This is a genomic window from Micromonospora sp. WMMD1274, from assembly GCF_049179035.1.
GTDB lineage: Bacteria > Actinomycetota > Actinomycetes > Mycobacteriales > Micromonosporaceae > Micromonospora > Micromonospora tulbaghiae.
In genome coordinates this window covers 431447-454351 of the sequence record NZ_JBMHMG010000001.1, presented here as the reverse complement: position 1 = coordinate 454351, position 22905 = coordinate 431447, and the positions used below count along the sequence as shown (strand labels likewise).

Genomic DNA, 22905 nt, shown 5'->3' with positions numbered 1-22905 from the left:
GCCGCCGAGAGATGATGTGCGGGCGGTGTCGACGATCGGAGCGGACGGGTGAGGGTGCTGGTGCTGGGTGGGACGCGGGAGGCGCGTTCGCTGGCCGATAGATTGGTGTTCGCCGGCGACGAGGTGGTGACGTCGCTCGCCGGCCGGGTGGCTCGTCCGCGGCGTCCCGTCGGTGAGGTGCGGGTAGGCGGGTTCGGGGGGGTGGACGGACTCGTCGGCTATCTCGACGCCGAGGCGGTGGATGTGGTGGTCGATGCCACCCATCCGTTCGCCGAGCGGATCAGCGCAAACGCTGCGGAGGCGTGCCGCCGCGCGGGGGTGCCGTTGCTGCGCCTAGAGCGCCCCGGGTGGTCGACGCGACCCGACGCCGGGACGTGGCACTGGGTCGACGACCACGATGAGGCCGCGGGGGTGGCCGCGCAACTGGGCGAGCGGCCGTTCCTGACCATTGGCCGCCAGTCGCTGCACCGCTTCGCCGACCCGCTGCGTGAACACCGGTGCCTGGTGCGCGTGGTCGACCCACCCGAGATCCTGCTGCCTGTCCGTTGGACGGTCCTGCAGAGCCGCGGGCCCTACCCGCTCGAGCATGAGCGTGGAGTGATGGCCGACGTGGATGTCCTGGTGACGAAGGACTCAGGCGGGGATCATACGGTAGCCAAACTGGACGTTGCGGCCGAGCGAGGGCTTCCTGTCGTTGTCGTGCGGCGGGCCGGCACGCCGACGAGCGTCAGTGTCGTTGCCGAGGTGGAAACGGCTTACGCCTGGGTTCGAGCGCAGCCGGCACGCTAAGCGGGCCGCAGCGATGGCACAGCGGTACCGCGGCCCCTGCGATCCGGCCGGTCGACGTCCTACAGGGAGGCGGCGAGTTCGCGGCGACGCTGAGCCTCGGCGGCCCGGTCCGCGTCGCGCCCGACCAGGCCGGTCAGGACCACGCCGAGCACCGCCCATAGGGTGGCGATGGTGAGGATCGACTCGCGGCGGAAATACCAGAGCGTGTCGGCCGGGAAGTTGCCGACCTCGTTGACCGTCGGCAGGATCAGGGCGGCGGTGACCACGACGACGAGGTACCCGCCGCAAGCGACCACGACGCTGGCGAACGCGCCGAGCCGGGCCAGCAGACGGCGCGCCAACATGACCGCCGCGATCGCGGCGGTGAGGCTGATCGTCCAGAACCCGAAGTACAGGGCGGTGCGCTCCCCGATGGTGTCGCCGCTACCGACCGCCGGTGGGGTGGACGGGTATTTGAGGAAGGGCACGAGGGCCGTCGTGACGAACCCGGTGGCTGTGACCAGGGCAGTCGAGGAGCGTGGCGAAAGGGAGCCCAGCCGGCCGAGCGCGAATGCCGCGGCGAGCGCACTGGCGCCACCCAGGGCCGTGCCGAGCAGGATCGTGCCGGTGGCCAGGCCCCACGTGGACTGAGTGGCGCGGGAGACGTCGGCGGCCTCGCCATGGCTGTGGTCGCCCGCCGCCGTGGCGTCGTGACTGTGCTCGGCTGCGACTGAGGCGGCCTCTTCAATAGCGATGGCAGCGTTGATCTCGGGTTCGGCGATGGCGGAGGCGATGAGGAAGGCCGCGAAGCCGGCGAGGGCACCGGCGACCAAACCTCGGAGCAGAAAGGTACGGGGGGTCATCTCGGGTCCCGATCGTGAAGACAGCACCGCGGGCAACACAATCTGTCAGCGATGTCTTTGAAGAGAGGAGAATTCGGTGCCGGGCCTGGACAGGAATCCGGGCCGAATGACGCGCGGAGGTCAGTGGCAGGGATAGCCCATGACGTGGCGAGCGTCGTGGACAAACTCGTGAACCATCGTGCCCTCAATGACCGAGAAAGCACCCTGCTCGGCACCGACGAAGAACAGCACCACGAGGGCGAGTAGGGAGAAGAAGCCCGCCCACGGAGCGAGAGCGGAGACCGGGATGCGGGGAAGGGCCGGTACTGCCGTGGTGGCCTGAGGCATGTGACACTCCTTGGGGATTCAGCGTCCCATCGACGGATGTTCGCCTTGGCTGGAGGGTCTGGCTTCGCCGCGAGCGGCGTCACAGTAGCGCGACTGCGCCGGATTTGCACCGGCTTCCATCAGCAAGGTGACACGAGGCTAGCAGAGCGGCGAGCTCACCTGAAGGCGTAGCGCCGGTGCTTGTGTACTCAGGTGGTCACGGTACGAGGGCGGCTACCGCACCGATGACGGCGACGGCCGGGGCACCGACGCCGGTTGCTGCGGCATCGGTGGCGACGCGGGCCAGCGTGCTACGGACAACCCGTTGGCTGGCCAGACTGGCGTCGGTCACGAGGGCGCACGGGGTGTCGGGGACCAGCCCGCCGTCCAGCAGGGCCTCGGCGATGGCTGGCAGGGTCCGCACACCCATCAGCACGACCAGGGTGGTACCGGATTGTGCCAGTGCGGCGTAGTCCAGCGTGGAAGCCGAGTGGCCGGGCGGAACGTGGCCGGATATCACGGTGAATCCCTGGGCGAGGCCGCGGTGGGTGACCGGGATACCGGCCAGCTCGGGTGCCGCGACGCTGGAGGTGACTCCGGGCAGCACTGTGACCGGGACGTCAGCGGCGGTGCAGGCCTGGACCTCTTCAAAACCGCGGCCGAACACGTACGAGTCACCGCCCTTGAGCCGCACGACGTGCTTGCCGGACTTCGCGTGCTCGACGAGGAGCCGGTTGATCTCCTCCTGGCTGGTCGAGCGTCCGAACGGGATCTTCGACACGTCGATGACCTGCACGCCCGGAGGCGCCCAGGCCAGCGACTCCCAGGGGGCGAGCCGGTCGGCGACGACGACGTCGGCGGTTTCGATCGCGGCTCGTCCGGCGACCGTCACCAGGCCGGCGTCGCCCGGTCCGGCGCCGACAAGCGTCACGCGGCCGGTGTCCGTGGGTGCGGTGGCAGGCTGGCGTTGCGGTCGCGTAACGGAGCGGATGACCAGGTCGAAGGTTGTCTCGTCGACGGGCTCGGCGGTCAACCTGAGGCGGCCGCGTTGGGCGAGGTCCTCTAGGGCGGCGCAGACTGTGGCGGCATGGACGGTCACGTCGGCACCGTCGCGCAGCAGTCCCGCGACGATCGGGACGGCGTGGTCGGCGCCGTCCAGGAGGAGGACGCAGCGTCCGGTGACGTTCATCTCCATGCGGTGTGGACTCCCAGTGCGGTGATCAGGTGGCGGGTGGCCGCGGGCTCGGGCACGGTGATGCGGACCCAGGTGTCGTCCAGACCGGGAACGCTGTCGACGCGACGCACGGCGATGCCGTCGCCGTGCAGCCGGATACGGGCGGCGGACCCCAGCCGCGCGAGTACGAACGGGGCATTGGAGGCGGCGACCTCGATGCCGAGTGCGTTGAGCCCATCGACGAGGACCCGCCGGTGCTGCTCGACTCGATGTGCTTGCCGTCTGGCCTCGCGTGTTGCCTCGGGACTGGCGGTCGCCGCGATGGCGTGCAGGGCCGGGGTGCTGACCGACCACGGCGGCTGCTGCGCGCGCAGGTCGGCGAGTAAGGCCGGGTCGCCGATGACGTAGCCGGCGCGGATGCCGGGCATGGACCATAGCTTGGTGAGAGTACGGATGACCAGCAGACCCGTGACTCGGTGCTCGGCCAGACTGTCTGGCTGGCCGGGCACGAAATCCATCAAGGATTCGTCGACTACCACCACCCGCCCAGGTCGGCACAGCGCACGGATCGTCGCAGCCGGGTGCAGCCGACCCGTCGGGTCGGTGGGGTTGCTGATGACCACGAGGTCCGCGTTCGTGGGGATGGAATCCGGTTCCAGGGCGAAGCCGTTCTCGGGCCGGCAGAGGACGTGGGCAGCGGTGCGCAAGGCAACGTCCGGCATGGTGAGCTGCGGATGTACGACGACCGGGCGTTGCCACGGTCGGGCGCGGGCGAGCAGGAAGAACGCCTCGGTGGCCCCGGCGGTGACGAGGACGTCATCGGGGCGGCGGTCGTGGCGCCGTGCCACTGTCTGCTGCGCCGCCGTGGTGTCGGGGTAGCTGGTGCAGGCGGCGATACCGTCGCAAAGTGACTGGTCAAGCCAGTCCGGGCGAGGCCGCCGGCTCCTGTCGTCCGCGAGGTCGAGCAGATCGTTGCCGATCTCGGCCTCCGTGTCGGCCGGCGGCGGGCACACCACCGATGCCGGCCCGGGCGGCACCAAGGCGCGAGGGGCGGGGCGGGCTTGCGACGCGACGGCGTCGGCGAAGGATTGGGCGAGGTGAGGGTGACCGGCCCAGTGCACGTGCAAGTAGGACGCGCTCAGGGTGGGGCCGGCATAACCGACGGGCTCGGCGTCGACCGTCCAGGCCGGCCGGTCGCCGTGCACCGGGGTGACCGTCGTGCGGTGGAACTCGTGCGCGGTCGCGGCGGCGCCGGCCGGCCCGAGGAGCTGGTCGTCGACCAGGGTGGGCCGCCGGTAGGCCAGGGTGAGGCGTGGCGTCATCGCGGCGTCCGCGTCGAGGGCCCCGACCATGGGGTGGCCGTCGACGGTGTGGCACAGGTACAGCAGGCCGGCGCATTCGGCGACGGTCGGGACGCCGTCCAGCACAGCCTGGCGCAGCTCGGCACGCAGGCTCGTGTTCGCGCTCAGCGCCGCGGCGTGCACCTCCGGGAAGCCACCGCCCAGGTATAGCCCTCGAGCGCCGCTGGGCAGATGTCGGTCTGTCGCGGGATCGAAGGGGATGACGCTGCATCCCGCCGCTTCGAGCAGTTCGGTCGTCTCGGTGTAGCGGAAGGTGAATGCGCGGCCCGCCGCGACCGCCACCACCGGAGCCGCCAAGGAAGAGCGGCACACCTGCTGGCTGGGTTCCCAGGGTGCCGCCTTGAGGTCCGGTGCGGTTCGCGAGATCTCCAAGACGGCGTCCAGGTCCACGTGCGCGGCGACCTGTTCAGCGAGCCGGCCGAGCGAATCGGCCGCCGTGTCGCGTTCGGTGGCCGGAACGAGCCCGAGGTGCCGCGAGGGGGCGGTGATTCCCTGGTCACGCCGGAGGATGCCCAGGATGGGGACGCCAATGGACTCCACGGCCCCGGCGACCTCGGCGGCATGGCGGGGGGAGCCGGCCTTGTTGAGTACGACGCCGGCGATCGTGACGCCGGGCTCGAAGGTAGCCATGCCGTGCACGACCGCGCCGACGCTGCGTGCGGCGTGCGAGACGTCCACGACGAGGACGACCGGTGTTCGGGTCAGCGTCGCGACGTGCGCGGTCGAGGCGAACCCGTCGCCGCCTATCTGACCGTCGAACAAGCCCATCACGCCTTCGATGACCGCAATGCCGGCGTTGCGGGCACCGTGCAGCAGCAGGGGCACGATGAGCGAAGGGCCGACCAGGTGGGGGTCGAGATTGCGGCCGGGGCGGCCGGTGGCGAGGGCGTGGTAACCGGGGTCGATGTAGTCCGGCCCCACCTTGTGGCCGGAGACGACGTGCCCGCGGGCAGCGAGCGCGGCCATCAGCCCGGTCGCGACCGTCGTCTTGCCGTGCCCGGAGGCCGGCGCCGCCACGAGGACCCGTGGCAGGGTCACCATTCGATGCCCCGCTGGCCCTTCTGGCCCACGTCCATCGGGTGCTTCACATGCTGCATCTCGGTGACCAGATCGGCGACCTCCAGCAGGCGTGGGTCCGCGCGGCGGCCTGTGACGACCACGTGCTGGGTGCCCGGGCGGTTCGCCAGCGTCTCGACGACATCGTCGACGTCCACCCAGCCCCACTGCATCGGGTAGGTGAACTCGTCGAGCACGTACAAGCGGTGCCGCTCGGCCTGGATGCGTCGCTTGACTTCGGCCCATCCCTCCGCTGCCGCGGCGGCGTGGTCGTCGTCGGTGCCACTCTTGCGGCTCCATGACCAGCCCGAGCCCATCTTGTGCCACTCGACCGGACCGCCTTCGCCGGTTTCCTCGTGTAGCCGGGCGAGGCGTTCGAGCACGGTCTGCTCGCCGATGCGCCACTTGGCGGACTTGACAAACTGGAAGACGCCGATATCCCAGCCCTGGTTCCAGGCCCGCATCGCCAGGCCGAAAGCGGCGGTCGACTTTCCCTTGCCGTTACCGGTGTGGACCATCAGCAGCGGGCGGTTGCGACGCTGCCGCGTGCTGAGCCCGTCTTCCGGCACGACGAGCGGCTTTCCCTGCGGCATCAGGCCACCGCCTCACGGGCGGTCGCGGCGCGCACCACACCGGTGAGACCGTCGGCCGTCACCTCGCCGAGCGGCACGTACTCGGCCCGTAGGTGGGCGGCGAGCTCAGCCGCCAACCCGAGCCGGAAGCGGCCTGTCTCGCAGTCGACGACAACGCTCTGCGCGCCGGACACGGCGAGGTGCCGGGCGTGGCGATGGGCACGGCCGAGCGCATCAGGCCCGGCAGTGGCCCGCCCGTCGGTGACGACCACGAGCAAGGCACGGCGCGACGGGTCGCGCAGCGCCTCCCGGCGCAGCACCCCCGCCGACTGCTCGAGGCCTTCGGCGAGCGGGGTTCGTCCGCCGGCGGGCAGCTGCGCCAGACGGCGTGCGGCGACGTCGACCGAGCCGGTCGGCGGCAACGTGACGTCCGCGGTTTGCTGGCGGAACGTCACCAGGGCCACCTTGTCACGACGACGGTAGGCGTCCAGCAGCAGCGCGAGGACCGCTGCCTTGACCTGCTCCATCCGACGGCGCGCCGCCATCGACCCGGACGCGTCGACGCAGAGCAGGACGAGGTTGGATTCCCGACCGACGGTCTCGGCCCGACGCAGGTCGATGGCGGACAGCACGAGGCCGCATCCGGTGGTGCGGCCGCCACGGGAAACCTGGTGCGGTGCGGCGGCGGCGATGGTGGCGGGCAGGTGAAGCCGACCGGTGGTGGACCGGTCGCGTTTCACCCCGGCGACGCGGCCCTGAGGGGTACGCGCTTGCGAGCGGCGTCCGGACTGGCCCTTCCCGGTGCCGTGCACGACGAGCAGCCGGGCGCGAACCGGCTGACCAGCCGGGGTGACCGTCTCGCTCGCCGCATTCGCCGGCGGTGCCTGCCGGCCGGGCTCGGCGCCGGAGCGCGGAAGGGACTCCGATGCGCCGCCCGCGGGTGCCTGCTCGGCCCGATCGTCGTGCGGCGTCCCGCCGGGGCCGTCACCCGGGCCGTCATCCTCGGGGCCGGGATCGTCGCGGCCGAGTAGCTGGTCGAGGCGCTCCTCGTCCAAGCCCGGCTCGTCGAACGGGTTGCGCCGACGCCGGTGCGGCAGGGCAAGCCGGGCTGCCACGCGGATGTCCGCGCGGGTCACCTGGTCACGTCCCTGCCAGGCGGCGTGTGCGGCGGCCGTCCGGGCGGTCACCAGGTCGGCGCGGAGCCCCTCTACGTCGAACGCGGCGCAGATCTCGGCGATCGCCGTCAGCGTTTCCGTGTCGAGCGCCACCGCTGCCACCGAGCGTTGCGCCTCGGCCAGACGGGCGCGCAGCTGCGCCTGCGCGGGCGCCCAGGCCGCGGTGAACGTCTCGGGGTCGGCGTCGAAGGCAAGTCGGCGGCGAACGGCCTCCACGCGCGAGGCCGGGTCGCGCGGAGCGGCCACCTCGACGGTCAGGCCGAAGCGGTCCAGCAGTTGCGGGCGTAGCTCGCCCTCCTCGGGGTTCATCGTGCCGATCAGCACGAACCGGGAGGCGTGTTCGACGGAGATGCCGTCGCGCTCGACGCTTACCCGTCCGGTGGCTGCAGCGTCGAGCAACAGGTCGACCAGGTGATCGTGCAGCAGGTTCACCTCGTCGACGTAAAGCAGACCGCGGTGGGCACGAGCCAGCAGACCCGGCTCGAAGGCGACGACACTGTCGCGCAGCGCGGCGTCGAGGTGAAGGGAGCCGGTCACCCGGTCGTCGCTGGCACCGATCGGGAGCTCCACGAGCCGAACCCGCCGCTCGACGACTCGCGCACGCGGCTCGAACGGTCCGTCGGGAGACATCGCGGCGGGGTCGTCCGGGTCGACGGAGAAACGGTCGCCCTCGAAGACCCGGACGGGGGGCAGCACTTGGGCCAGTGCCCGGACGGTGGTGGTCTTGGCGGTGCCCTTCTCCCCACGGACCAGGACACCGCCGATGAGCGGGTCGATGGCGACCAGGGTGAGGGCGAGGGTCATGTCGTCAGAGCCGACGACGGCACAGAAGGGGTACTGCGCTGGCATGTAGGGCTCCCGCTCGATCTGCCATGGCGGTCCGCGTCGCGGTCGCGTCGCGGGTCGGATCGAGGCCGGTCTTCGGACTTCCCCGGTCTGTGCCGGGGTCACCGCAGCGGGCCCTGTGCCGGACTTTCACCGGCTTCCCAGATTCTCCCCGTAGCCGTCGGCGTGGGGCACCTCGAACCTTCGCCAGCCACCCTAGACGCTGTCCTGACGGTCCGGGCAGGGGTCTCGGTCCCGAATACGCGGGGCTAAGGTTCACCTTTATGAGCGCGCACGTCACCGTCGTCGGGCTCGGAGCCGATGGTTGGGTGAGTCTGGCCGAACCGGCCCGAGCACTGGTACGCAGCGCGGCGACCCTGCTGGGCGGCCGCCGGCACCTCGAGTCGGTGCCTGCGGTCAAGGGGCAGGACCGGGTCATCTGGCCCGTCCCGCTCCGCGAGAGCCTCGCCAGCACGTTGGAAGGCCGCCGTGCGCCGGTCGTCGCTCTCGCCTCGGGAGATCCGCTTCTGTCTGGCATCGGCACGACGTTGCTGGATATCCTCGGCGCCGAACGGGTGACGGTCGTGCCGGCGGTGTCATCAGTCGCTCTTGCGCGGGCGCAGATGGGCTGGCCAGCCGAGACCACGACGGTGATCAGCCTCGTGGGCCGAGATATCCGGCTGCTTGTGCCAGCCCTCGCCGCGGGCCGCCGGCTGCTGGTGCTGTCCAGTGACGAGTCGACGCCCGCGGCCGTCGCGGGGTTGCTCGCGGAACACCGCTGGGGTGACTCGCGGCTGGTCGTGCTCGGTGACCTGGGGTCGCCGACGGAGTCACGGGTGGAGGCGGTAGCGCGCAGCTGGAATGTCACCGATGTGCCGAGGCTGAACGTCGTGGCCGTGCAGGTCCGGGGGACCGGGCAGGGGTGGGCGGCCGGAGCGGTGCTGCCGGACGAGGCGTTCGAGCACACCGGGCAGATCACCAAGCGCGACCTGCGCGCCAGCGCACTGGCGCGGCTGTCGTCCGCCCCCGGGCAGCTGCTCTGGGATGTCGGCGCCGGCAGCGGATCGATCGGGGTGGAGTGGATGCGCGCGTGGCCGACAGCCCATGCGGTCGCGATCGAGCCACGTGCCGATCGGGCCGCCCTGGTTCGTGCCAACGCGCAGCGCCACGGGGTGCCCTCGCTCGAAGTCGTCCAGGCAAGGGCACCTGACGCATTGCACCACCTGCGACGTCCCGACGCGGTGTTCGTCGGTGGGGGCGCGACGACGCCGGGGGTGCTGGACGGCTGCTGGGCGGCGTTGCATACCGGCGGACGGCTCGTCGTGCACGGCGTCACGGCCGAGACCGAGGCTGTCCTGCTGGAGCGTTACCGCCGCCACGGCGGCGAGCTGATACGGCTGCACGTCGAGCGAGCCGAACCGCTCGGTCGTTTCACCGGCTGGTCGCCGGGGCGTGCGGTCAGCCAGTGGTCCGTCACCAAGGGAGCGTCATGACCGTCCACTTCGTCGGGGCCGGACCCGGCGCCGCCGACCTGCTCACGCTACGGGCCGTTCGGCTACTGAACGCTGCCGACGTCTGCTTGTACGCGGGCACCTACCTGGACGCGGGAGTGCTCGGACATTGCCGCCCGCGTGCCCGCCTGGTAGACACCCAGCACCTCGACCTCGACGAGATCACCGCGCAGCTGATCCGGGCGCACGCCGAAGGCCTCAATGTGGTCCGACTGTGCTCCGGGGACCCGTCGCTGTACTCGGCCGTCCACGAGCAGGCTCGTCGGCTCGACGCGGCCCAGGTGCCGTGGGACATCACTCCGGGCGTCCCCGCCTACGCCGCGGCCGCCGCCATCGTGGGTGCCGAGCTGACTGTTCCCGAGCTGGCTCAGTCTGTTGTGCTCACCCGCGCCCAGGCCCGCTCGACGGCGATGCCCGAAGGGGAGAGGCTCGCTGCCTTCGCGACGACCGGCGCGACGCTGGCACTGCACCTGGCGGTCACCCGGACCCGGGAGCTGGCCGCTGAGCTGGCCGAGCACTACGGCGCGACCTGCCCCGCCGTAGTGGTGTCCCGGGCAACCCAGCCCGGTGAACTCGTGCTGCGCGCGACGCTGGCTGACATCGGTGAGCAGGTGGAGGCCGCAGGGCTGCGCCAGGCCGCCGTCATCCTCGTCGGGCCGGCGCTGGCGCCAGATGTTCGCGGCGGCGAGTCGTTTCTGTACGCGGCCGGCCGCGAGCGGCGCGCCCACGCCTGATCACCGCACGAATCGAGGACTCCAGACCTGGCCGTTTTCGGTGACGCGGGTGGCCGAGGCACCGATGAGCACCAGGCACCTCATGTCGATCGTCTCCGGCTCCAGCTCGCCGAGACTCGTCACGCAGAGGCTCTCGCCGGGTCGTCCGACGTCGCGCCCGACAACCACGACCGTGGCCGACGGCTTCTGTTCCAGCAGCACCGCCTTGGCCCGTGCCAACTGCTCGGTGCGTGAGCGCGAGCGCGGGTTGAACAGCGCGAGCACCAGGTCGGCCTCGGCGACGGCACGCAGTCGCTTCTCCACCACCTCCCACGGCTTGAGCCGGTCGGAGAGGCTCAGCACCGCGAAATCGGCGCCGATGGGCGCGCCCGCACGCGCCGCGACGGCCTGGACCGCCGAGATGCCCGGCACCACGCGGACCGTGACGTCGGCGTAACGAGGGTCCTCGGCAGCTTCGAATACGGCCGACGCCATGCCGAAGATGCCGGCGTCGCCTCCGGAGACAACAGCGACCCGCTCACCGGCCAACGCGAGATCGAGCGCCGCCCGGGCGCGGTCCACCTCGACGCTGTTGCCGGACGCGTGCCGTACCAGCCCGGGCCGTTGCGGCACACGCTGGACGTACGGTCCGTAACCGACGACGTAGTCGACCTCGGCCAACACGTGTGAGGCCTCGGGGGAAAGCCACTCCTCCGGTCCGGGTCCCAGTCCTACCACGACGACCTCCGCGCCGGGCGCCGCCCGGAACGGCTCGCGTTCGGGCCGGTCGTAGCGGGCGACGCCGGGACGCGTGTCGCCCGGGACCAGGACGATCGAGAAGTACGGGACTGTAGCAGGGTCGACGTCGGCGACGGGGAGCACCCGTTCGGCGTCCATCGAGGCGCGCTCGACGTACCAGGAACCCTTGATGCGGCCAGCCTGCTGCAGCGCTGAGCGGACCTTGGCGAAGGTGCGGCCGAGCTTCATGATCACCGCGCCGTCGGTGTCGGCCAGGCGCCGTGCCAGCTCGGGCTCGGGCAGGGTGCCCGGCAGCACCGTGAGCACGTCGGTCTGGCGCACCAGGGGAAGCGCGGTGGTGGCGGTGGCGGCCGCGAACGCCGGGACACCGGCGATGACGTGAGTCTGGAATTCCTCGGCTAGACGGTCGTGCAGGTACATGAACGACCCGTAGAGCATCGGGTCCCCCTCGGACAGCACGACGACGTCGCGGTCGGCGATCAGGTGGTGACGCAGGCGCTCGGCGCACTCGAGGTAGAAGTCGGCCATCGCGCCGGCATACCCGCCCGGATGATCGGTCGCCTGCGTCGTGACCGGGTAGACGAGGGCCTCCTCGACCACGCCGTCGGGCAGCAGACCAGCCGCGATCCGCCGGGCGTTGGAGCTCTTGCCGACGCCTTGGTGGTAGGCCACCACGTCCGCCGCGCCGATGATCCGGGCGGCCTTGAGCGTGATCAGTTCGGGATCGCCGGGGCCGACGCCGACGCCGTAGAGGACGCCACTCATTCCTGCTCCTGTGCGAGGGCGTTGAGGGCCGAGGCGGCCATCGCCGAGCCGCCGCGGCGGCCGGTGACGACGAGGTATGGCACGTCGAGGTTCGGGTCGTCGCCGGCAAGGTCGATCAGCGCCTGCTTGGCCTCAGCGGCCCCGATGAAGCCGACCGGGGTGCCGATGACCGCCGCCGGCCGCGGTGCGCCGTCGCGCAGCATCTCCAGCAGGTGGAACAGCGCGGTTGGCGCGTTGCCGAACGCGACGACGGCGCCTTGGAGGTGTTCGGCCCACAGCGAGACGGCGGCGGCCGAGCGCGTGGTCGACCAGCCCTGGGCGAGGCCGGGGACGCGCGGGTCGCGCAGCAGGCAGCGGACCTCGTTGTCGCGCGGCAGTCGGGCCCGGGTCACGCCCGCGGCGACCATGTGGGCATCGGTGAGGATCGGGGCGCCCGACCGCAGCGCCGAGCGGGCCGTGGCGACCAGCGCCGGGTGGATGACCAGGTCGCGAGCCAGGTCGGTCTGCCCGCACGCGTGGATCATCCGGACCGCGACCTTCTCCGCGTTGACCGGGATGCCCGACAGGTCGGCCTCGGCGCGGATGGTCGCGAACGAGTCGACGTAGATCTGCGCGCCGTCGGTCACGTAATCGTAGCGGCGTGTCGGTGGGGCGAGGGTCATGCTTTCTCCAGGTCGGGCACGATCAGTGTGCGCCACGGTGTGACGACGACGTGCGGGGCGCCCCAGGCGGCAATCTCGTTCACCAGGCGCCGGTCCAGGCCGCTGCCGGGCACGGCGAGGTGCAGCGCGTGGCGCCCGTCGTCCTGAGTGATCCTGCCAAGGGCCGGCGGGCCGGTGGCCACCCGGGTGCCGGGGAGGGCCTCGATGCGGTTGCCCAGCAGGGTTTCGCCGCCTCCTGGCAGCTCGTCAACGTGCCACGGGGACCCCCGCTGCGTTCCGGCGGCCTCGACGAAACGAGCGGCGAGCCTCGTCAGGGCCGGCGCGGCCCGGTCGAGGGTCACCACATCGCCCCAGGCCGAGCGGCTGGCGCGGATCTGGGCACGGTCGGCGTCGACGGCGACCAGGCCGAGGTCGAGGTCGCGTCCAGCGACGTCGCCGCGCCCGTCGTCGAGGACGAACAGGAATCGGCCGGGCAGCCCGGCGAGACCGGCCTCGGCGCACACCAGTTCATCCAGTCGGCGCACGACCGGCCGCAGGTCGGCCCGTCCACCGGCCCGTCCGGTCAGCGGCGAGACCATGATGTTGCGCACCCGCTCGTGGGACGGCATTGGGAGCAGACCCGTGGCCATCACCGCGCCAACGACCGGGTCGGGCAGAAACTCGCCGTCGTGGTCAAAGCCCCGCAGCTGGAGGTTGGCGCGGCTGGTCAGACGTATCGCACCGTCGCCGTGCTGCTCGGCCACGTTTGATAGAGCGACGAGCGCGCCGGTGGGAAGGGTACCCCCCGGCAACCGTACGCGGATCAGTGCGCCGTCCTCGGCAATCCACGGACGCAGCAGGCCGGGACACCGGTCACGTCGGGTGCGTGGGGTCATGGTGCCATGGTGCCAGGATCCGGCGGTTCCCTGCCCGACGGCTGGGCTGCTACGGTCCTCTCGCCAGTCGAACTCAGCGATGAGCCAGGGAACCCGGTGCGAATCCGGGACTGACGCGCAGCGGTGTGGGTGACGGGCGGAACACGATGCCACTGGACCAACCGGTCTGGGAAGGCGCTCCGTCCGGACGATCCCGAGTCCGAAGACCTGCTGGCCCTCACGGCACCCGCCGTCTGGTCTGACCGGGCTTCGCGAAACAGCCCCCGACCTCGTAAGGGGAACACGTGCGCGCACCTTCAGCCGCCGTCGAGCGGTACAACCTCACCGACCGTGCGACGGGGCAGCGGCAGCCGTGAGCGTGCTCGTCCATGTTGCGACGCTGCTGCAGGACGCCGCCCGCACCGACCAGTTGCACCGGCGGGCGCAAGCCGCCGGTGCTCAGCTGGCCTTTCTGCAAGGCGGTGAACCGACGCTGACCCACCTGCTCAATCGACTGCACGCTGACGGCGTCCGCGCCATCCAGCTGGAGGCGGTGAGCACAGATGAGCGTGCGTATGCGCGATCCTGGATCGGGCGGGTCGCCGGCCACTGGCGTCGACAGCAGGTTGACCCGCCGCTGATCGAACTCGGCGGGCGCACCATCACTGGCGGCGAGGCGCCGCTCTCGTCACCGGCCTGGGAGAGGCCGCCGCGGTACCGACATCACTTGTTGGTCTGTCGTGGCCCGCGGTGCAGCGCCCATGGGGCGGACAAGACGTACTCAGAGATCCTCCGCTGTCTCGTGGCGGCGGGCCTCACCGATGCCGACGTCCTCATGGCGCAGACCGGTTGCCTGTTCCCGTGCAACCACGGGCCGGTGGTCGTGGTGCATCCCGACGGCACCTGGTACGGCCCGGTGGGCCCCGACAGCGCCGAGCGGCTGGTTCGCCAGCACCTAGGTGCTGGCCTGCCCGTCCACGACCTGCGCATGCCTACGCCCATGGAAGGAGAAGCATGACCCGTATCGCTCTGATGTCGACCTCGGACACCGACCTGCTCTCGGCACGTGCCAGCGCCGCGGGCTACTCCTGGCTGAACCCCGCCCGGGCCAGCGACGAGCGCCGCGACGCGCTCGTCGCCGACGCGGATCTCGTCGTGCTGCGTGTGCTCGGATCACCCGAGGACGTTCGCGACCTCACCGCGCTAGTCCACGCGTCCGGCCGTCCCTGCGTGGTGCTCGGCGGTGAACGTACGCCCAACGCCGCCCTGATGGAACTGTCGACAGCTCCGATCGGGGTGTGCGCCGAAGCTCACCGTTACCTCGCCGAAGGCGGCCCGGAGAACCTGCGGCAGCTGCACGCCTTCCTATCCGACACCGTGCTGCTGACCGGCGAGGGCTTCGATCCCCCGGCAGTGCTGCCCGAGTGGGGGGTATCCCGTAAGGCGGCCGGCGACCGGCCGCGCGTCGGCATCGTGTACTACCGGGCCCATGAGGTGAGCGGCAACCACAGCTTCGCCCGCGACCTGGCCGATGCGGTCGACGCCACCGGTAAGGCCACCGGCGTCCCCATCTTCGTATCGTCGCTGCGCGCGGCCCCCGACGACCTGTTCGACGAACTCGCCACCCTCGACGCGATCATCGTCACCGTGCTCGCGGCCGGAGGCTCCAAACCTGCCGCGGTCGGCGCCGGCGGGGACGACGAGTCGTGGGACGTCGAACGGCTCCGGACACTGGACGTCCCCGTACTGCAGGCACTCGCGCTGACCTCGACGAAGGCCTGGTGGGAGGCCTCCGACGACGGCGTCACCCCGCTGGACTCGGCCACCCAGATCGCCATTCCCGAGTTCGACGGCCGGCTGATCACCGTCCCGTTCTCGTTCAAGGAGGTCGATGACGACGGCCTGCCCCGCTACGAGACCGACGCTGAGCGGTGCGCCCGGGTCGCCAACATCGCGGTGAACCACGCGCGGCTGCGGCACGTGGCGCCCGCCCAGCGCAAGGTCGCGCTCGTGCTGTCGGCCTATCCGACCAAGCACAGCCGGATCGGCAACGCGGTCGGCCTAGATACGCCCGTATCCGCGATCCGGCTGCTGCGTCGCATGCGTGCGGCCGGCTACGACCTCGGCGCGCCCGGCGAGATCCCGGGCTTGGATCCGCTGCCGGCGGTCGAGGGCGAGGACCCCGACACCACATCGGGCATCGCGCTGATCCACACACTCATCGCTGCGGGCGGCCAAGACGAGGAGTGGCTCACCCAGGCCCAACTGAGCGAGTCCCACGTCCGCATCAGCCGCGAGGAGTACCTGCGCTGGACCGCGGACCTGCCCGCCGCGCTACGCGACGCGATGACCGAGACCTGGGGTGCGGCGCCCGGTTCGCTGTTCGTCGACAACGCCGGCGACATTGTGCTGGCGACCCTGCGCGCGGGCAACGTGGTAATCCTCATCCAGCCGCCGCGTGGCTTCGGGGAGAATCCGATCGCGATCTACCACGACCCGGACATGCCGCCCTCACACCATTACCTGGCCGCCTACCGCTGGCTCGAGAAGGGCTTCGGCGCCGATGCGGTCGTTCACCTCGGCAAGCACGGCTCGATGGAGTGGCTGCCGGGCAAGAACGCGGCGCTGTCGGCCGCCTGCGCCACCGACGCGGCCATCGGCAGTATGCCGCTCATCTACCCGTTCCTGGTCAACGACCCCGGCGAGGGAGCGCAGGCCAAGCGCCGCGCCCACGCCACGATCGTCGACCACCTGATTCCGCCGATGGCACGCGCCGAAGGATACGGCGACGTCGCCAAGCTGGAGCAACTGCTCGACGAGCACGCCAACGTCGCCGCGATGGACCCGGCCAAGCTCCCCGCGATCCGCCAGCAGATCTGGACCCTCATGCAGTCCGCCCAGATGCATCGTGACCTGGGTCTGGAGGAGCGCCCCGACGACGAGGAGTTCGATGACTTCCTGCTGCACGTCGACGGCTGGCTCTGCGAGATCAAGGACGTGCAGATCCGCGACGGGCTGCACGTCCTGGGACAGGCGCCGCTCGGCGAGGCCCGCATCAATCTCGTGCTGGCCGTGCTGCGGGCGACCCAGGTCTGGGGCGGGCAGGAAAAGGCGCTTCCCGGGCTGCGCGCTGCGCTCGGCCTGACCGAGGACGCCCCACTCGCCGAGGTCGACGCGGTCGAGACCCAGGCGCGAGCCCTCGTAAGCGCACTGGAGAAGGCGGGCTGGGACGTCGCGACCGTCGAGTCCGTGCATCAGGACCCGGTGGTGCGAAACATCCTGCGGTTCGCCGCCGAGCAGGTAGTGCCCCGACTGGCGGCAACAACCGACGAGCTGAGCAACGTGCTGCACGCCCTGGACGGCGGGTTCGTCCCGGCTGGCCCGTCCGGGTCCCCGTTGCGCGGCCTGGTGAACGTCCTGCCCACCGGGCGAAACTTCTACACCGTCGACCCGCGAGCGGTGCCCTCCCGGCTGGCCTGGGAGACCGGCCAGGCGATGGCGGAGTCGCTCGTCGCCCGGCACCTGGCGGACACCGGTGAGCACCCACGCTCGGTCGGCCTGTCGGTCTGGGGGACCTCCGCCATGCGTACCTCCGGCGACGACATCGCCGAGGTTCTCGCGCTGCTCGGTGTTCGGCCCACGTGGGATCCTGCCTCTCGACGGGTCAACGGCCTAGAGGTCATCGACCTGAACGAACTGGGTCGCCCTCGCATCGACGTGACCGTCCGCATCTCGGGCTTCTTCCGGGACGCCTTCCCACATGTCATCGAGCTCCTCGACGACGCGGTGCAGCTCGTGGCACAGCTCGACGAACCCGACGAGCTCAACTTCGTCCGCGCCCACACCCGCCAGGACCTGGCCGAGCACGGCGACCTGCGCCGCGCCACGACGCGGATCTTCGGCTCGAAGCCCGGCTCGTACGGCGCGGGGATCCTGCAGGTGGTGGAGTCCGGCACCTGGCGCGACGACGCCGACCTCGCCGAGGTCTACACCGCGTGGGGCGGCTTCGCCTACGGCCGAGGGCTGAACGGGGTCGCCGCCAGCGACGAGCTGCGCAGCAGCTACCGGCGCATCGCGGTAGCGGCCAAGAACATCGACTCTCGCGAGCACGACATCGCCGACTCCGACGACTACTTCCAATATCACGGAGGCATGATTGCGACCGTCCGCGCGCTGACCGGGACCGAACCGCGAGCGTACGTCGGCGACTCGACGACTCCCGACGCCGTACGCACCCGCAGCCTGCAGGAGGAGACGAACCGCGTGTTCCGTTCCCGGGTGGTCAACCCGCGGTGGATCGCCGCGATGCAGCGCCACGGCTACAAGGGCGCCTTCGAACTCGCGGCGACCGTCGACTATCTCTTCGGCTTCGACGCCACGGCCGGCGTCGTACACGACTGGATGTACGAGTCGCTGGCGAAGGAGTACGTCCTAGACGAGACGAACCAGCAGTTCATGCGCCGGGCAAATCCGTGGGCGCTGCGCGGCATCGTGGAGCGGCTGACCGAGGCGGCCAACCGCGGCCTGTGGGCCGAGCCGGACGCCGCGGTGATGGCCGAGATGGCACGTGTATATCTCGAGATCGAGGGCGACCTGGAGGACAACGCGTGACCCGTCGCCTCGCCCTGGTGGGGCTCGGACCGGGAGATCCCGACCTGGTGACCGCCCAGGCCGTCCGCGTGCTCAACGAGGTCGACTACTTCCTCGTCGCCGACAAGAGTGAGCAGCATCCCGGCACGGCGGACCTGATCGCCATGCGAGAGGCGATCTGCGCGCGGCATGTCAGGAAGAAGTGGCGACTCGTTACCGTGCCCGATCCGGAACGCGACCGCACCGACCCGGCCGACTACACCGGCGCCGTCCGGACCTGGCACGAGGCCCGGGCCGTCTGCTGGGAGCAGACGCTGCTGGACAACCCCGGTGACACCGCCGTCCTGGTGTGGGGCGACCCCGCGCTGTACGACTCGTCGATCAGGCTGGCCCACCGGATCGTCGAACGGGGAGTCGTAGATGTCGAGGTGGAGATCGTGCCGGGACTCAGCAGCGTCCAGCTGCTGGCGGCGCGGCACGGCGTGGTCCTCAACACGATCGGCGGGCCGATTACGATCACGACTGGCCGACGCCTGCTCGAGGACGCGGCCAGCGGCGACAACCTGGTCGTCATGCTCGACGGGGCGCTGACCTGTCGCCGTCTACCCGACCCGGCCGGGTGGCGGATTTGGTGGGGGGCGAATCTCGGTTCGGCGCACGAGCAGCTTGGCGCAGGCCACCTCGACCGGGTCGTCGATGACATCTGGGCACGACGCGCCATCGCCAAGCGCGCCTGCGGCTGGGTAATGGACACCTATCTGCTGCGCCGAGGAGAAGCGTGAAACCGGTCGACCGAGCTGAGGCAACCAGTGGTTGTCTCAGCTGGGCCGACCTTCCAACTGCCCATCGGCGCTGCACCGGCGGGCTCTATATACGCCCGGCGCGGATAGCAGCAGCCGGGGTTGCCCCGTGACGGGGCGTGGCATGACGCGGGGCAACACCGAGGACGGTGCGCACCATCGCGGGAGTGAGAACCCCGGGCGGCGGCCCGGCGCCAGGCTCTCCGGCCACTCCGTCATCAGCGCCTCCCCTGTAAACCTCATTACGACCGGTTGGCGGTGGTGGTCACCGACCGCATCGCTTCACCAGGAAGCCCATCACGGCGGATTTCGAGCGAATTTCTCAGCGGTCTGCCGCACCCGTACTCACCCGACGACGTGAGATGCCACGGAGGCGCTCTCATGCCGCCGATCGCGCGCTAGCAACGTCCGCGGGCTTGCACCGGTTCCTGTCTGTCGTAGAGGTCCCACAAGCTCGCGCACACCTACCGCCGCTGTACGCGGAGTTCCGAGCATGCGTCGTACGGTTCGATTCGAGTGAAGCAGCGAGGTGACCGGCATGCCGGTCACCAAGATGAGCGGACAACCGGTGTGGCTGCAAGCTCCGCAGTGGCCGGTGTCGCGATTGCTCGGCGAGCTAATGACGTGCATCGGCCAGTTCCGCCTCGATGTCGATGGCGGAGCTCCGCATGGCCTACCTGTTCTTGACTGGCGGCGACGAGTACGTCGATGGCACCTGGGAGCCTGAGGATGGCGAGAACGCCGTGATCGTTCAGCCTGAGGGATCGGTACCAGCCTTCTTCGCTGTGACTGACATTTAGCGAGGGTCCGTCCTGACCCGTGGAGGATCACCTAACTGTGAATCAGCAGGTCCACAGCGATGAGGAACCGCAACATCGACACTGTGATCTAGCTGCGCCCTAACGGCCCCCGCGCCGACCCGCTCGCCGGGTCCGTTCCGGTGTCCAGTAGACCGCGAGTCTGCGCTATCGCCCGTGCCGTCGACTCGTCACCCTCCTGCAGGAACACACGGATCGCGTCGCGGATCGCGGCCATCTGCTGACGCTGCCAGTACTCCCGGAGGAAGTCTCCCTCGGCGGTTCGTACCCGTCCTTCCCGGGCGAGCAGCCACGTGAACGCAAGGCCCCCCGCAACGATCACGAGAGCGATTCCAAGCGCCGCGAACGTCGCGAAGCCTTTTGTGAGCACCCCGCTGGGGTCGTGTCGGGCGTCGGAGTAAATACGCCCCCACACCAGGAACGTGATGCCGCCGAGGAGTGCGGCGATGGCCCCGAGCGCCGCGTGGGCGGTGTTGCGGTGCCTCCTCTTCAGGACCGCGCCGACTGCTTCCTCTTCTTCCAGGTATCGGTCCCGGAAGGGCTTGTTGGTGGTGCGAGTGGAGTTCTTCATAGCGTCGGTGTCCTTCCGTAGAGACAGGCTGCTCGGCTGCCGTCCCTTTGCCGGCAGCTGGCGGGGCCGGAAAAAAGGTGGCTCTTTGTCACGGTGGGCGTCTGAATCTATGGCCTTTCGGTGACCCCTTTTTTGGGGGGCATTGCATGGTTCTATGGGACGACTGGGTATGTCTCAAAACTCGCGGTTCGGCCGGGTAGTGGGCTTTGGGTGCCACGCGGCTCGGCGACACTTCTATGTAACGCAGTGTGCTCCGGCGGGTACTTCTCATCGCAAATTTTGCGGCCTGTTCTAACAGATGATGAACGCGGAGTGACGGCAGTGTCGCGACTCCCGTCGATTGGACTAGGTCACACTCATGACACCGGCCGATCGCACGTCAAGACTATGGCCGCTTCCAATAACGTGCCGGAAGGGCTGCTTCACCATGAGCTGAAGCCGAATCGCCAGGGCATGCGCGCTGCTTTGGCTAGACGGAGCGCGACAGCGTCCGGCGCTGCGGGTTGGCCGCATACCGCGCAGTTTCCGGTTCTGGCGGCTCAAGTGAGCAAGCCTAGCCCACGCGGGGTCACAGAAGGCCAGCCAAACGATGGAAGGAGCAGTTGATTACACGCGAAAAGCACGAGGCCACCGAGTACGCCATGCCGAACATCGACGTCGTCGGCCGGGAAGCCCGACATCTCGACGCCCCCGAAGTCGACTGCCCCCCGCTGTTCAAGCGCGAGAGGCGCCGAAAGCGGGTGCGCTACGCCGCGACAACGGCAGAGCTGCCTGACCAGATGGCTTTCGCTGTCGGGAGCGGCTGGACAACTACGCCCCCGACAGCGCCCATAGGAAAAAGGCATTGAATCAGCCAATACCGCCAGCCGGTCATATTCCCTGTCGCCTGCCCGACAGTCCCTAGCTCGCCCCACCGGACACGACCAGCATCGACACGCCAACACCACGTGGGGAGAGAGCACCGCATGAGCGACCCGTACGCGGCCCACCAGCCGCAGCAGCCCTACCAGCAGGGCAACTCCGGCTACACCACAACCCCGCAACACCAATCCACAGCACCCGAGCAAACACACGTCAACGGCGTCGACCCGACAGAGCTGACAGCTCCGGTCGCCCCGGCCAAACAGGCCAGACATAGCCGCTCCGAACCAAGCCGGCGCAAGCCACTACTCATCGCCATCGGCGCCTCCCTCGTGATGCTGCTACTCGCCGCCGTCGCCATCGGCGTCTACGAGGGCTTCATCAAAGAAGACTCCGGAGTCGCCGCCTGCAAAGCCCTCCGCGACGGCAAGAAAGCCGACGGCAGCGAAAAAGGTAGCGACGATGACGACAAGCTTACCGAAACCGAGTACCGGAATGCGCGGAAGCTGTTCGAGGACTCCCGGCATGACAAGCTACGCGAGCATGGCACCGCGCTTATCGACATCACATGGCAGGTGTCCAACCTGCCAGAAGGTCAGGAGATGGGTGCGCTGGCGTTCGTGAGCGCGATGGGCACCCACATGGCAGGCCTGCAGACGGCGTGCGCCGACCAGGGCGTGATCGTCAACTTGAACCAGAAGTAGCCGGACCATGGACGAAGCCGCCCATCCCGGTCGGCGGATGGGCGGCTTCTTCGTGTCACTCGCACCTGTCTTCGAATCCGCGTCTCTGCGGCTCGCAGCAGTCCGGGCGCGGCTGAACACGATTGTAGCCGCGCGCGGCCAGACGGTTGAGCCGTTCGTTTGAGGAGTCGACGTGAAGGGATTTACCAGGCGTCCGATGGTCTGGGCGGTCAGCGAAGCAGCAGGCGTAGGTTGCCGGACAGGACGCCAGGGATCGGTGATGCAGAGGAACAGCGTCTTGCCGGACGTACCCGGCGTGGCGAGCGCCTCGTCACGACGCATGCTCGGCCCGACCGCCGGGTGGCTCATCCGTTTGGGTAATGCCCGCGCTCGCACACGTAGTTCTCCGTTGCGGCAGGTACGGAACTCCGGATTCCTGATCGGAAGCTCGCTGACGAGCCGGCTGTCCGAAGCCACTGCCATACGGAGTGTCCGGCGCGCAAACCCGGTCGGTGATGTGGTCATGCACTGACCGTCCTAGGCCCGCCGGAGGGCACCCGCAGCGGTGACGCTCTCACTTCGGTGCCTGAGATGGGTTCGGCTCGGCAAAGATTGGAGGGCGGGGCAGGCGCAGCAATGGGCCCGAATGCGGGTCTACACGCCACATCGACGCTCCGCCAGGGGCGAGTTCCGAGGGGAGGGGTGGTGGCCGACGGGAACGCAGGTGACACAGGCCGGCGGCTGGCGGCTGTCTTGCTGGGCCTGGCCGGGATCTTCGACGCGGTAGCTGGTGCGGCCGACCTGAGTGGCGCCCGCTACGTCTCCCTCGCGGACGGTGCTGTGCATGAGCACGACCTCACCGGCTGGGCTTGGCTGCATCTGGCCGTCGGGGTCTTCACGGCGCTGGCCGGAGCCCTCGGACCGCTCCGCCGCCGCTGGTCGACCTTCCTGGCTCTGGCCGCGGTGGTGATCTTCGTCGGGCTCCACCTGTTCTTCCTCACCTATCACCCGGTCCGTGCGGTGCTGGTGCTTGGACTGGCACTGACTGCCGCCCGCTTGCTGATCATCAATCGACCTCGCGCTGTCGCTTGAGAGCATCCGGGCGACGGTACCCGCATGCACACGTAAGGTTCGCGCTCGACCCAGCACCAGCACCGTCTGTCCGGGCGAGTGACTGGGGTTCCGCCGGCTCCGCGGTGGGCTGTCGACATACGAGGG

The 22905-nt window shown here is 70.0% G+C and carries 19 protein-coding genes, 1 pseudogene and 3 riboswitches; of the genes and pseudogenes, 9 read left to right on the top strand and 11 right to left on the bottom strand.

Annotated features, from left to right (window positions below; genetic code table 11):
• The first annotated feature begins 48 nt into the window (after positions 1-48).
• Entirely contained in the window at positions 49-789 is a 741-nt protein-coding gene (locus tag ACN27D_RS01695) for a cobalt-precorrin-6A reductase (RefSeq protein WP_421498345.1), read from the top strand.
• Positions 790-848: 59 nt separating this feature from the next.
• Here the strand turns inward: ACN27D_RS01695 and ACN27D_RS01690 are convergent, their stop codons facing one another.
• From ACN27D_RS01690 to ACN27D_RS01660, 7 genes and pseudogenes are all read right to left on the bottom strand, one after another.
• Complete coding sequence (locus ACN27D_RS01690) at positions 849-1658, bottom strand: CbtA family protein (RefSeq protein ID WP_421501089.1); 810 nt, start codon at positions 1656-1658, stop codon at positions 849-851.
• Positions 1659-1751: 93 nt separating this feature from the next.
• Positions 1752-1958, bottom strand: a complete 207-nt coding sequence (locus tag ACN27D_RS01685; RefSeq protein WP_120569210.1) for a CbtB domain-containing protein — start codon at positions 1956-1958, stop codon at positions 1752-1754.
• A 48-nt stretch (positions 1959-2006) separates the two neighbouring features.
• Positions 2007-2082: riboswitch (adenosylcobalamin (AdoCbl) riboswitch) on the bottom strand.
• 72 nt (positions 2083-2154) lie between these two features.
• A complete protein-coding gene (gene cobA, locus ACN27D_RS01680; RefSeq protein ID WP_421498344.1) occupies positions 2155-2970 on the bottom strand; it encodes a uroporphyrinogen-III C-methyltransferase in 816 nt (271 codons plus the stop codon).
• A gap of 152 nt (positions 2971-3122) precedes the next feature.
• Positions 3123-4124: an Rv2231c family pyridoxal phosphate-dependent protein CobC gene (cobC, locus tag ACN27D_RS01675; RefSeq protein ID WP_421501088.1), complete on the bottom strand. Its 1002-nt coding sequence runs from the start codon at positions 4122-4124 to the stop codon at positions 3123-3125.
• Positions 4125-4184: 60 nt separating this feature from the next.
• A pseudogene (locus tag ACN27D_RS01670) lies at positions 4185-5513 on the bottom strand (cobyrinate a,c-diamide synthase); the annotation flags it as partial.
• Positions 5507-6121, bottom strand: a complete 615-nt coding sequence (gene cobO, locus ACN27D_RS01665; protein ID WP_120569212.1) for a cob(I)yrinic acid a,c-diamide adenosyltransferase — start codon at positions 6119-6121, stop codon at positions 5507-5509. The gene cobO and the pseudogene ACN27D_RS01670, both read right to left, overlap by 7 nt.
• Entirely contained in the window at positions 6121-8124 is a 2004-nt protein-coding gene (locus ACN27D_RS01660; RefSeq protein ID WP_421498343.1) for a VWA domain-containing protein, read from the bottom strand. The genes cobO and ACN27D_RS01660 overlap by 1 nt, the downstream gene beginning before the upstream one ends.
• A 46-nt stretch (positions 8125-8170) precedes the next feature.
• Positions 8171-8314: riboswitch (cobalamin riboswitch) on the bottom strand.
• Between the two features lie 70 nt (positions 8315-8384).
• On the opposite strand from ACN27D_RS01660, the gene cbiE reads away from it, so the two are divergent.
• Both cbiE and cobM read left to right on the top strand, forming a co-directional pair.
• Positions 8385-9593, top strand: a complete 1209-nt coding sequence (gene cbiE / locus ACN27D_RS01655; protein WP_421498342.1) for a precorrin-6y C5,15-methyltransferase (decarboxylating) subunit CbiE — start codon at positions 8385-8387, stop codon at positions 9591-9593.
• Positions 9590-10345 carry a precorrin-4 C(11)-methyltransferase gene (cobM, locus tag ACN27D_RS01650; RefSeq protein ID WP_421498341.1) on the top strand — a complete coding sequence of 252 codons (756 nt, stop codon included), beginning with the start codon at positions 9590-9592 and terminating at the stop codon, positions 10343-10345. The genes cbiE and cobM overlap by 4 nt, the downstream gene beginning before the upstream one ends.
• Here the strand turns inward: cobM and ACN27D_RS01645 are convergent, their stop codons facing one another.
• Genes ACN27D_RS01645 through ACN27D_RS01635 form a run of 3 tightly spaced genes read right to left on the bottom strand, consistent with a single transcriptional unit; the run spans position 10346 to position 13385 of the window.
• Positions 10346-11848, bottom strand: a complete 1503-nt coding sequence (locus ACN27D_RS01645) for a precorrin-2 C(20)-methyltransferase (RefSeq protein ID WP_421498340.1) — start codon at positions 11846-11848, stop codon at positions 10346-10348.
• Positions 11845-12510, bottom strand: a complete 666-nt coding sequence (locus tag ACN27D_RS01640; protein WP_421498339.1) for a precorrin-8X methylmutase — start codon at positions 12508-12510, stop codon at positions 11845-11847. The genes ACN27D_RS01645 and ACN27D_RS01640 overlap by 4 nt, the downstream gene beginning before the upstream one ends.
• Positions 12507-13385: a sulfite reductase subunit beta gene (locus ACN27D_RS01635; RefSeq protein WP_421498338.1), complete on the bottom strand. Its 879-nt coding sequence runs from the start codon at positions 13383-13385 to the stop codon at positions 12507-12509. The genes ACN27D_RS01640 and ACN27D_RS01635 overlap by 4 nt, the downstream gene beginning before the upstream one ends.
• 47 nt (positions 13386-13432) lie before the next feature.
• Positions 13433-13614, top strand: a riboswitch (cobalamin riboswitch).
• Positions 13615-13737: 123 nt separating this feature from the next.
• Between ACN27D_RS01635 and ACN27D_RS01630 the strand changes: the two genes are divergently transcribed.
• The 4 genes from ACN27D_RS01630 (at position 13738) to ACN27D_RS01615 (ending at position 19554) form a co-directional block, all read left to right on the top strand.
• On the top strand, positions 13738-14382 hold the full coding sequence (locus tag ACN27D_RS01630; protein WP_421498337.1) for a (2Fe-2S) ferredoxin domain-containing protein: 645 nt from the start codon (positions 13738-13740) through the stop codon (positions 14380-14382).
• Positions 14379-17975 carry a cobaltochelatase subunit CobN gene (gene cobN, locus ACN27D_RS01625; RefSeq protein WP_421498336.1) on the top strand — a complete coding sequence of 1199 codons (3597 nt, stop codon included), beginning with the start codon at positions 14379-14381 and terminating at the stop codon, positions 17973-17975. Before ACN27D_RS01630 ends, cobN begins: the two co-directional genes overlap by 4 nt.
• Positions 17972-18736, top strand: a complete 765-nt coding sequence (cobF, locus tag ACN27D_RS01620; RefSeq protein WP_421498335.1) for a precorrin-6A synthase (deacetylating) — start codon at positions 17972-17974, stop codon at positions 18734-18736. Before cobN ends, cobF begins: the two co-directional genes overlap by 4 nt.
• A 686-nt stretch (positions 18737-19422) precedes the next feature.
• On the top strand, positions 19423-19554 hold the full coding sequence (locus tag ACN27D_RS01615) for a hypothetical protein (RefSeq protein ID WP_421498334.1): 132 nt from the start codon (positions 19423-19425) through the stop codon (positions 19552-19554).
• 88 nt (positions 19555-19642) lie between these two features.
• Here the strand turns inward: ACN27D_RS01615 and ACN27D_RS01610 are convergent, their stop codons facing one another.
• Complete coding sequence (locus ACN27D_RS01610; RefSeq protein WP_421498333.1) at positions 19643-20143, bottom strand: hypothetical protein; 501 nt, start codon at positions 20141-20143, stop codon at positions 19643-19645.
• Positions 20144-21108: 965 nt separating this feature from the next.
• On the opposite strand from ACN27D_RS01610, the gene ACN27D_RS01605 reads away from it, so the two are divergent.
• Both ACN27D_RS01605 and ACN27D_RS01600 read left to right on the top strand, forming a co-directional pair.
• Positions 21109-21708, top strand: a complete 600-nt coding sequence (locus ACN27D_RS01605; RefSeq protein WP_421498332.1) for a hypothetical protein — start codon at positions 21109-21111, stop codon at positions 21706-21708.
• A 684-nt stretch (positions 21709-22392) separates the two neighbouring features.
• Entirely contained in the window at positions 22393-22779 is a 387-nt protein-coding gene (locus ACN27D_RS01600) for a DUF7144 family membrane protein (protein ID WP_421498331.1), read from the top strand.
• Positions 22780-22905 lie beyond the last annotated feature (126 nt).

What these genes read in the sequence shown, in the direction of transcription:
- cobO (WP_120569212.1), bottom strand. Translation starts at nt 6,121, where the DNA reads ATGCCGCAGGGAAAGCCGCTCGTCGTGCCGGAAGACGGGCTCAGCACG.
- cobN (WP_421498336.1), top strand. Translation starts at nt 14,379, where the DNA reads ATGACCCGTATCGCTCTGATGTCGACCTCGGACACCGACCTGCTCTCG.
- cbiE (WP_421498342.1), top strand. Translation starts at nt 8,385, where the DNA reads ATGAGCGCGCACGTCACCGTCGTCGGGCTCGGAGCCGATGGTTGGGTG.
- ACN27D_RS01660 (WP_421498343.1), bottom strand. Translation starts at nt 8,124, where the DNA reads ATGCCAGCGCAGTACCCCTTCTGTGCCGTCGTCGGCTCTGACGACATG.
- ACN27D_RS01605 (WP_421498332.1), top strand. Translation starts at nt 21,109, where the DNA reads ATGAGCGACCCGTACGCGGCCCACCAGCCGCAGCAGCCCTACCAGCAG.
- ACN27D_RS01610 (WP_421498333.1), bottom strand. Translation starts at nt 20,143, where the DNA reads ATGAAGAACTCCACTCGCACCACCAACAAGCCCTTCCGGGACCGATAC.
- ACN27D_RS01640 (WP_421498339.1), bottom strand. Translation starts at nt 12,510, where the DNA reads ATGACCCTCGCCCCACCGACACGCCGCTACGATTACGTGACCGACGGC.
- ACN27D_RS01685 (WP_120569210.1), bottom strand. Translation starts at nt 1,958, where the DNA reads ATGCCTCAGGCCACCACGGCAGTACCGGCCCTTCCCCGCATCCCGGTC.
- ACN27D_RS01635 (WP_421498338.1), bottom strand. Translation starts at nt 13,385, where the DNA reads ATGACCCCACGCACCCGACGTGACCGGTGTCCCGGCCTGCTGCGTCCG.
- ACN27D_RS01615 (WP_421498334.1), top strand. Translation starts at nt 19,423, where the DNA reads ATGGCCTACCTGTTCTTGACTGGCGGCGACGAGTACGTCGATGGCACC.
- cobM (WP_421498341.1), top strand. Translation starts at nt 9,590, where the DNA reads ATGACCGTCCACTTCGTCGGGGCCGGACCCGGCGCCGCCGACCTGCTC.
- ACN27D_RS01645 (WP_421498340.1), bottom strand. Translation starts at nt 11,848, where the DNA reads ATGAGTGGCGTCCTCTACGGCGTCGGCGTCGGCCCCGGCGATCCCGAA.